The 7,309-nt window shown below is 48.1% G+C and carries 8 protein-coding genes; all 8 read right to left on the minus strand.

Annotated elements, in window-relative coordinates; genetic code table 11:
* Positions 1-1,696, minus strand: a 1,696-nt coding sequence (locus ABD76_RS19680; protein WP_338125155.1) for a contractile injection system protein, VgrG/Pvc8 family, incomplete at its 3' end; no start/stop codon positions are given.
* Between the two features lie 49 nt (positions 1,697-1,745).
* A complete protein-coding gene (locus ABD76_RS19685) occupies positions 1,746-2,021 on the minus strand; it encodes a DUF4176 domain-containing protein (RefSeq protein ID WP_111154942.1) in 276 nt (91 codons plus the stop codon).
* A 32-nt stretch (positions 2,022-2,053) separates the two neighbouring features.
* The gene (locus ABD76_RS19690; RefSeq protein ID WP_197258853.1) at positions 2,054-2,428 is read right to left on the minus strand and encodes a hypothetical protein; all 375 of its coding nucleotides are present in this window, start codon (positions 2,426-2,428) and stop codon (positions 2,054-2,056) included.
* Positions 2,429-2,442: 14 nt separating this feature from the next.
* On the minus strand, positions 2,443-3,393 hold the full coding sequence (locus ABD76_RS19695) for a DUF4280 domain-containing protein (RefSeq protein ID WP_197258854.1): 951 nt from the start codon (positions 3,391-3,393) through the stop codon (positions 2,443-2,445).
* A gap of 24 nt (positions 3,394-3,417) precedes the next feature.
* Entirely contained in the window at positions 3,418-3,942 is a 525-nt protein-coding gene (locus tag ABD76_RS19700; RefSeq protein WP_197258855.1) for a serine protease, read from the minus strand.
* 13 nt (positions 3,943-3,955) lie between these two features.
* Positions 3,956-5,089: a pentapeptide repeat-containing protein gene (locus ABD76_RS30475; RefSeq protein ID WP_197258856.1), complete on the minus strand. Its 1,134-nt coding sequence runs from the start codon at positions 5,087-5,089 to the stop codon at positions 3,956-3,958.
* A gap of 16 nt (positions 5,090-5,105) precedes the next feature.
* Complete coding sequence (locus ABD76_RS19710; RefSeq protein ID WP_197258857.1) at positions 5,106-6,530, minus strand: contractile injection system protein, VgrG/Pvc8 family; 1,425 nt, start codon at positions 6,528-6,530, stop codon at positions 5,106-5,108.
* Entirely contained in the window at positions 6,502-7,068 is a 567-nt protein-coding gene (locus tag ABD76_RS19715; RefSeq protein WP_242069657.1) for a hypothetical protein, read from the minus strand. The genes ABD76_RS19710 and ABD76_RS19715 overlap by 29 nt, the downstream gene beginning before the upstream one ends.
* Between the last annotated feature and the right edge of the window lie 241 nt (positions 7,069-7,309).

A 7,309-nucleotide genomic window follows, 5' to 3' on the forward strand; every position in this document is an offset into this window, starting at 1 on the left:
TTGATATTGTTTTGGTGGCTGGCAATGGACTTGGAATGCTGCCCATCATGGAAATAGCCGCCTTGGAGTAATCTGCAACAGAGTTCGATTTGCCCGTTTTGTTTCTCGGCAAATGAGAAGTGCTCCCTCCAGTTGCGGCTATCGTTTTCGCTCCTAACACGGCTGCGTTTCCGATACCTGGGATCAAGGCAAGTGCATGCAGCGCCAATTCTGTACTGCTCTTTAAAGGCTTTCCGTTTTGTGCGCTTCCCTTTCCTGCCGGTGAATCAGGCTGCTCCACACGCACTGGAGACTTTGCAATGCCCTTTACAATCACCTGTCCAGCCTTAACATCTGTATCCCCATCCAACACAATACTACTCGATCCGCTCAAGAGATAGACTGCCTCTTTGGCCCGCATGTCTAACCTGCCAGCATCAAGCACTATTTCTCTGTCCGAGTGGACAACGATAGCGTCCTTGCTATGAAGCTCAATGCCTTTGTTGTCATGCAGCTTCACAAAAACATGGTTCTCCTGGGCCGTCATCCTTAGCTCATTGCCGCTGAACTTAATTTCCTTCCCGAGGGGATTGCCCCAATATTTCACACTAGGGTTGCCCAGCTTCGGAGAATTCCCCTCTTGACGAAAAGAGGAGCGGACAAAGGCTTCTTCCTCCCGATAATTCGGGATATACAACTGGACAGAGTCGCCAATCTGCGGCATACAATATAGGCCTGTCTTTCCTTCTGCCACATAGGGAGAAGAATAAGGAAACCAGCATGCATCCTCTTTTGTCTGCACATCGTCTATATTCAAATGGATCTTCACTTTATCTTTCGCGGCGTCTATTACTTTTCCTGCAAGGGATGCGCCTCGAATAGACTCGTTCCATATCGGTTGCCAACGGCTATCTGCTTCGGCTTGTAAAATATATTCATGGGTGAGCATACCCTCATTTAGAAGGGATGTGCAACCGGTAACAATCAGTGGCTTGTTCTTGAATAGAATCCGATCTCCAAGATTATAATAACGTTTCGTTACAATCAAGTAACTAGTGACGCCATCTTCCTTCTGCCCATAATTATTTAGTGTTCGCAGCACCTGATAGTTCGTATTGCGGAGAGAATCGGGTTTGCCCTCAGGCAATCCGACCCAGAGCTTCGGAGAATCGGCCGCTACCTCCGGAATAAGAACGGTCCCGAATCGGGAAACCATACGTTTGAGGAATTGCCAGTCGGTTTCCTGATACTGAACAGTAAATTGATCCAGCGGCGCATTGTTGAACGTCAAATCAATAAAGTCGGAGCCAGGGTAATCGGACAGAATATGCTGAACCAATTCCTCGTACCGCATTTTATGATTCTGAAAGGAGCGGGTTTTCGGCTTTATGTCAAGACGATAGGAATGAGATACCGCCTCTATCTCCAGACGATAGAAGCCCCTAACGACCTTAACCGCAATATCGGAGATGATCCCATGGAACAAGGTTCGAATAACGTCTCCCTCATCAGATAACTCACGAATCTCAATCGTGTCCGTATCGTTAGCCATATCTACGCAACTATCTTTCTTCTCTTCGGGAACAATCGCTGTAAGCAACATCCGAGCATGCTCGTTCACTTTCTTATCAACCCGAAGTGTACTGAGGCTATGTATCTCGTATGGCGACACAATCTGTATATTTCCGTACTCCGCCAGCTTGGTTGATGTACTCACATAATCCCCCCTTCAGGTGGGTGATGGCTTTACTTATTACCCTGAATAGTTATTTATGGGCAACAATTTTATCACGATACTCCTGAAGTACCTGGTTGTAGGCTACCTCTTCCATGTCCTGATAACCTGTAAAAAACACCGTTTCAATCTGGCTATGGTCAAATAAATACGACTGGTTAGGATCAATATTCCCCTCTGGATATAAGCAAGCAATATAATCCCATAGCTTGTCGGTGTCTCCCGTCTTTTGGAGCCTTCCATAAATCATAACTCTTTTCTTTCCTCCCTTTAGCAGTACAACAGAACCGTTCGGAAGCAGATTCATTGGTTATTCACTCCTGACAAGTGCAAATCGAATCATCTATATATAGCCAAAAGAGCAATAATACCCATCGCTGTTAATGACCCTATGATGGTATAGATACATATTCGGATAACTTTATGTCTCTCAGGGTCTTCTTTTGTTTTTTTATAGGCACCAATAAAAAAGAGTGTGATTCCAATAAAACCAATAAAAACCATAACACCAATAAGGATTGGAACTTTATGAAATTTAGTTTCCAAGAATTTATTTATTGCTGTCAAAATACCACTGAACCCAATGAGCAACATTCCGATAACAATAGTCCTAGGACTATTCCTTGCTTCTCTCAAGGCATACACAATAGCTATTAAAGATGCACCAATCGTTATAATAATATACACTTGCCATGGTAAATAACTTAAACTCATTTTTGTCCCCCTTTTCATTCGCCAAACCATAGCTCCTTGAGATAGCTGACTCCTGCTCCTATAAGTACACCTGCAGCGACACCGAGTCCAATAGCTCCTACAACGGGGACGCCTAAGGCACCCGCACCCCATCCAATAGCTCCTGCTGTGAGCCCCCCTCCTATATCTATTCCTGCGGCAAAATACCTGTCATTTCCTTCATACTTTTGAAAGTCCTCTAACACGTCACTTGCAGTTGCCAGAACTGCAGCAGGACCAAGAACTTTTGAGGCTCCTTTTATATATTTTGTGCTCCGGTTAAAATGAACTCCCTTTATTTCCGCCGCAGGCCCGAAAACTGGAGCTTTAACAGTATAGTATTTTCGATCACTGAGCTTATCGAAAAAATACTTCCCAACTAAAGCATCTCCTGCCCCTATAACTGCGTTCTTAGTAATATCCTTCATTAATTGTTTAGTCCAATCCTGTTCTTCTTCCGGTACAATAGGGCTGTAATCACCTGTTACTTTTACTACCTGAATACCAGTTAAATTCTGCCCGTCATCCTCAACCTTTATCTTCCCGCAGAACATGCACATGTTCGTTGAATCATTCAATAAAGAAGGATTGTTGTCAACCAGTTTATCCGTTTTGCCGCCGAGCCAGGGCATCATTACCATCGGCGTACACGGCACCCGCTGCGGTATGCCGCCCTTGGCCGCCGTAGCCGCGGCGACGGCAGGATTCTGCATGCTCCCGCATGTTCCAAATGGCATAATGTTCACATTAGGGATGTGATCCATGACATTCATGATCGGCTTCCCTTTGACATACACGCCGTGGCTCATTTGCATGCCCATATGGCTTGGCTGCGAACCGTAGCTGCAGCTTAATATGGCGCCCGCGACGACATAACTTTTCTTATCGCCGCTGCTGGCTTGAGGAGTCATTTCCTTCTTGTCTTTCCCCGACTTCCCTGCACTCATCTCCATCACCTCCCGCTCCACTCGCTACACTTCTTCTATCTTGGTCAGCCTCAGTCCATGGAAGTCTCGCCTCAACATGCTTTCTGCCAAAAATAAGTTCACAACAAGAATCGTTTCATAGATGCCATCGATTTGGAAAAATGGGGCATTCCCGGTCATGTCTCCTCTAATAACGGGCCGCTTGAGCGTGCCATTGGGATGGAACTCGCTCTGATCGGACAGACAATCCATGCGCTGCGGCAGTGTAAGCCAATAGACTTCCTGCCTCATCCGAGTGAAGTCGACCAGTCCTACGGGATGATAGAACTGCCGCGGCAGGAACTTCTCAATCAACTGCTTGAGCTTATCGGACAAGAGAGGAATCGGCCTTTCAATAAAATCGACATATTCGATTTGTTCGCGATCAGGGATGGGGAACTGCAGACTCATTTCTTTCAGTTCGCCAACCCGTGCTTCATCAAGAATGTCCTTGGGAATGGCCTTTCTTATGCCAACAGGTTCAATGGCGTCAGGGATGCGATCATCCTGTGAGAGGATAAAGTAACTCATGTCCCGTGTCTCCTTACGTTTTCCATAGGGTCTGTTCCCATTGCTGCGGATCCAGCCGGAGCGCCTCCCGCTGGCGTTGAGAGAATACGGCGTTCGTCAAATCCGCCCCCTCAAATACGGCATCCACCACATTTGCTTCGGAAAAATCAGCTCCATATAAAGAGGCCCCCGTAAAATCAGCCCCTTCCAGATTAGAGCCGGCAAAGCGAAGCGCGGATAGGCCGGGATAACGAAGAAATAGAGCGTCCTTCCAACCGTTGGTCCCTTCCACTCCCCGAAAGACCGCTCCCCTAAGATCACAGTCACGGAATTCAACCCCGTGAACCTGACTCCGGGAGAAATCGGTCCCTACGAGAGCCGTATCATGCCATCTCGATCCGATTAGTATGCTATCCTGCAAGCTGGATTGCGACAGATCGCATTGATTGAATTCAGAGAATTGGAAGTCAATGCCTCCGTAGTCTCCGTTTTGCAAATCCATATTTCGATAGGATTCGTAAGCATACGCCGCTTCTTCCTTGTCCTCCAGCCATGCACGAACGGACGCTGAATCCCGCTCACATTCATATTGCTTGAACACCGCTTCGCTCAGGTCCATATATTCCCCGGCCCGAATCTCAAATTCAGGCTCTTTTGCAATGTCCCGGTATTCTTCCAGCTCGACTGCTTGGGGCAGCGCATATCTTGCTAGAGCAATGACATACCGATGAATGGCAATTGCTTCCGTAAGCAGCATCCGTTCAATGAGAGGAACAGATACTCTGCCTCCATACATATGACTGGCTGACATCATCCTGCTCCGCAGCGTGTCGAGATGCTGAAATGCCCATCCGGCATCATACTCCAGCACATAGGGATGGCGGTCAAATACCCATCCGCTATCCAAGGCCTCCACCCGATAGATATATCTCCCTTCCAACAGCTCGGTCCGGAGCATAGAGTACGCGATGTATCCGATAGCCCCTTTCTCCTCCCGTGCCTGTGCGTCCCGAATCTGTCGGCATATTTGTTGGAAGGAGGTCACAAAGTCAGCGGCAAGCCGTTCTTTATGCAATTGATAGTCCCGCTCCAGCACGAGCTGCATATTCGCCCGTTCCTGCCACACTACATGTTCTTGGAAATGAGCAATCGACTCCGCTTTGTCCACGTCATATCCCCTTAACTCAGTTCGTTTTCAATTCCCTGCCGACAATAGTGGCATTGCCATCGAGCTTGATACTGCTCTCCTTGCAAGACATGCTGATTTCATTTTTGGCCGACACGATGACCTTTTTGCCTGAATCCATCAGGATACTGTCTTGTGATATCAGCTTTATTCCTTTCTTGCTGAAAATTTCAATGCCATCTTTCTCATTTAGTCTGATGAAAACTTCGCCGTCTTTTGCCGTAATTACAATTTCTTCAGGGCTAAGCATCACTTCCTTGCCCGCAGCCGTGCGGAAATATTTAACGTCAGGGTTGCCAAGCTTGTTCATCCCGCCAACCGACGAATTCTCGCGGGCGGCTCCGGTGGCGACCCCCTCTTCCTCCCGGTCGCTCGGAAAATAGATTTGAACCGGATCGCCAATCTCCGGCATAACGTACCAGCCCGTATGTCCTTCAGCCGTATATATCGACGTGTAAGGAAAGCGATGCGCTTCCTCTTTGCTTTGCTTCTTGTCGATGTTCAAGTGCACCTTCACCGTGTCGCGAACGACTTCAATGACTTTTCCTTGAATGGATACGCCTGCGATTTGCGAGTTGGGAATCATTTTTTGCCGCAATCCCCGATGCGAACAGAGGACATAATGATGCTTCAATAATCCGTTTTTCACTTCGGTTCTTGCTTCGCAGACGTACAAGCTTTTGCCTTTGAATCCAATCCAGTTGCCTAGCTCCAGCACACGATTTGTCTCTATTTCGTAGAATATAAAATCGTTTTCCGTAACCTGCTGGGTATCATTTTCGGCAAAATGGCGATAGGATGTCATGCGCTTGCGGACGGTATAGTGATAATCGTCAAGACGGGTTTGGGAGCTGCTCTGGAAGATGCCGAAGTAGAATTTCGGTTTATCAAAAACGGCCGCCGGCATGAGACTCGTGCGATAGCGTGACGCGATTCGCTTGAGGAACTGCCAGTCCGTCTCCTCATACTGCACCGTAAGCCGACCCAAGCGTGCATGATTGGTCGCCTCGTCGACGACATCCAAACCCGGATAATCCGTAGCAATGACATCCAATAGCATGGGAATCGTCATCGCTTTGTTCTGGAATGATCGGCTCTTCTTCTTCACATCCAGCTTATAGGTATGAGAGACAGCCTCCACTTCGAGGTAGTAAATGTCGCGGACAACCTTGATGCCGATATGTAACACAATACCGCTGAACAGCGGCTTGCTCGCCCCCTCTTCATCGATTTGGGCGATTTCCACGGTCGTATCCGCATCTGTCATCTCTACATAACTGTCCTTCAGTTCCTCCGGCACAATCGCGGTAAAAGAAAGTCTCGTATGCTCATTAATCTTCTTGGTCATTGTCAATTCTTGCAGGCTTACCAGCTCGTAAGGAGATATTTTCAGATTATGATATGCGAGCGCCGACTGGCTCATCGTTACGTCCCTCCTTCCCTAAATCCAGCGAGTCCATAATCCCCCAAGCTATTGGCTTCCAATGCTTCATTTCTTCCTCGGTACAGTTAAAAGTGCATAATAGGGCCCTGCCATCCAACTCGGCAAAGAACATCAATTGATATAAGTTCGCACTCAAGGAAGGAACCTGAAATTCACAGTATCCGATAGGCTTTTCCCGGATATAGCGAACTCCGTCTTCGTACCATTGCAATATCGGCTGCGTTCGACGAAGAATCTGCACCATAGCGGCGGTGAAGTCCTCTATCTCATTGGCCGAAAGGGATTGTTCCGTATAGTTGAACGCAATATTAATCGAAGCACTATCATTCGAATAAATAACATCCGGCCGCTGTTCAGACGGATATTTCAGCGCCTCGATCTCAGGGGGCATCACATGAAATGTTTTAGGCAGCGGAACCCGAAGCTTTCCGTCCAGAAGCTGCTCCTCCGAGAAGGGAATAGTCTCCCCGTTAATCTTCAATATGGTTTGCGGCGAGGCAAAGTCCGGCGGCGTCATTTGATTCTCCTGCTTCCTCCGTGCTCCTTGTTGTTCCGACTCTCCATACAACAGCGAAATGATCTGTTCATCTACGTGTTCCACGTCGCTTCTCCCTCCTTCGACTTCTGTTCGTTGGGGTCCCGGAACCGCCAGTTCAATCCACAATCACCCGCTGCCGCCCGCCGGGGCGCATGTCCGGCGCCATGGCCCGGCCGCTGCCCGCTTCGCTCAGCACCCGGCGGAGGCCGGCGTAGAGCCG

The organism is Paenibacillus dendritiformis, assembly GCF_015845845.1.
GTDB lineage: Bacteria > Bacillota > Bacilli > Paenibacillales > Paenibacillaceae > Paenibacillus_B > Paenibacillus_B dendritiformis_C.